This window comes from Emticicia agri, from assembly GCF_004168285.1.
Taxonomy (GTDB): Bacteria; Bacteroidota; Bacteroidia; order Cytophagales; family Spirosomataceae; genus Emticicia; species Emticicia agri.
In genome coordinates this window covers 1-1,885 of the sequence record NZ_SEWF01000168.1, presented here as the reverse complement: position 1 = coordinate 1,885, position 1,885 = coordinate 1, and the positions used below count along the sequence as shown (strand labels likewise).

At 47.6% G+C, this 1,885-nt stretch carries 1 pseudogene; it reads left to right on the top strand.

The features are described from left to right. A pseudogene (locus tag EWM59_RS28160) lies at positions 1-1,885 on the top strand (hypothetical protein); the annotation flags it as partial.

Sequence of the window (1,885 nt, the reverse complement as noted above, 5' to 3'; positions counted from 1 at the left end):
TGGTATGGAACACAGGAGCGACTACGAGTACGATAGTAGTAGGCGCAGGTACTTACAGTGCTACTTGTGAGAACATCTGTGAGAAGAGTCCAGTATCGAATATTGTGACCATTACCACAGGGACTTCACCGGATGCACCGACCATTGCAACAGACAAGACCAGTTTGTGTAATGGAGAGAGTGCAACCCTGACAGCGACAGGCTGTACAGGTACAGTGAAATGGAGTACGAATGCTACAGGAGCCAGCATCACCGTAACTACATCAGGCACATATACAGCGACATGTAGTAATACTTGTGGAACGAGTGTAGTATCGAATCAGGTGATTATCACAACAGGCAGCACACCAGCAGCACCGACAGTAACAAGTGACAAAACGGAAATCTGTACAGGTCATTCAGCAGTTCTGACAGCGACAGGTTGTACAGGAGGAAGTATCACCTGGACAGGAGGCAGCACAGGCAGTACATTGACAGTGAACACAGCGGGTACTTACACAGCTACTTGTACGACCACTTGTGGCAGCAGCAGTGCTTCGATAGTGATAACAACTAAGAATCCACCATTACCACCGACAGTAACAGCAGACAAAGATATATGTTGTACAGGTCAGACAGTGACCTTGACAGCGACTGCCTGTTCATCAGGAGTGGTGGTATGGAACACAGGAGCAACGGGTAATATTTTGGTAGTGAGTGATTCAGGGACATACACAGCAGTATGTAAGAACGAATGTGGCCAGGGAAGTTCGTCAACACCAGTGGTGATTAAGACCTTACCGAAACCGAATACACCAATCATTACGACCGATAAGACGACGGTATGTGGTACAGAGAAGGCGACATTGACAGTCAGCAACTGTAATGGGACCTTGGTATGGAACACAGGAGCGACTACGAGTACGATAGTAGTAGGCGCAGGTACTTACAGTGCTACTTGTGAGAACATCTGTGAGAAGAGTCCAGTATCGAATATTGTGACCATTACCACAGGGACTTCACCGGATGCACCGACCATTGCAACAGACAAGACCAGTTTGTGTAATGGAGAGAGTGCAACCCTGACAGCGACAGGCTGTACAGGTACAGTGAAATGGAGTACGAATGCTACAGGAGCCAGCATCACCGTAACTACATCAGGCACATATACAGCGACATGTAGTAATACTTGTGGAACGAGTGTAGTATCGAATCAGGTGATTATCACAACAGGCAGCACACCAGCAGCACCGACAGTAACAAGTGACAAAACGGAAATCTGTACAGGTCATTCAGCAGTTCTGACAGCGACAGGTTGTACAGGAGGAAGTATCACCTGGACAGGAGGCAGCACAGGCAGTACATTGACAGTGAACACAGCGGGTACTTACACAGCTACTTGTACGACCACTTGTGGCAGCAGCAGTGCTTCGATAGTGATAACAACTAAGAATCCACCATTACCACCGACAGTAACAGCAGACAAAGATATATGTTGTACAGGTCAGACAGTGACCTTGACAGCGACTGCCTGTTCATCAGGAGTGGTGGTATGGAACACAGGAGCAACGGGTAATATTTTGGTAGTGAGTGATTCAGGGACATACACAGCAGTATGTAAGAACGAATGTGGCCAGGGAAGTTCGTCAACACCAGTGGTGATTAAGACCTTACCGAAACCGAATACACCAATCATTACGACCGATAAGACGACGGTATGTGGTACAGAGAAGGCGACATTGACAGTCAGCAACTGTAATGGGACCTTGGTATGGAACACAGGAGCGACTACGAGTACGATAGTAGTAGGCGCAGGTACTTACAGTGCTACTTGTGAGAACATCTGTGAGAAGAGTCCAGTATCGAATATTGTGACCATTACCACAGGGACTTCACCGGATGCACC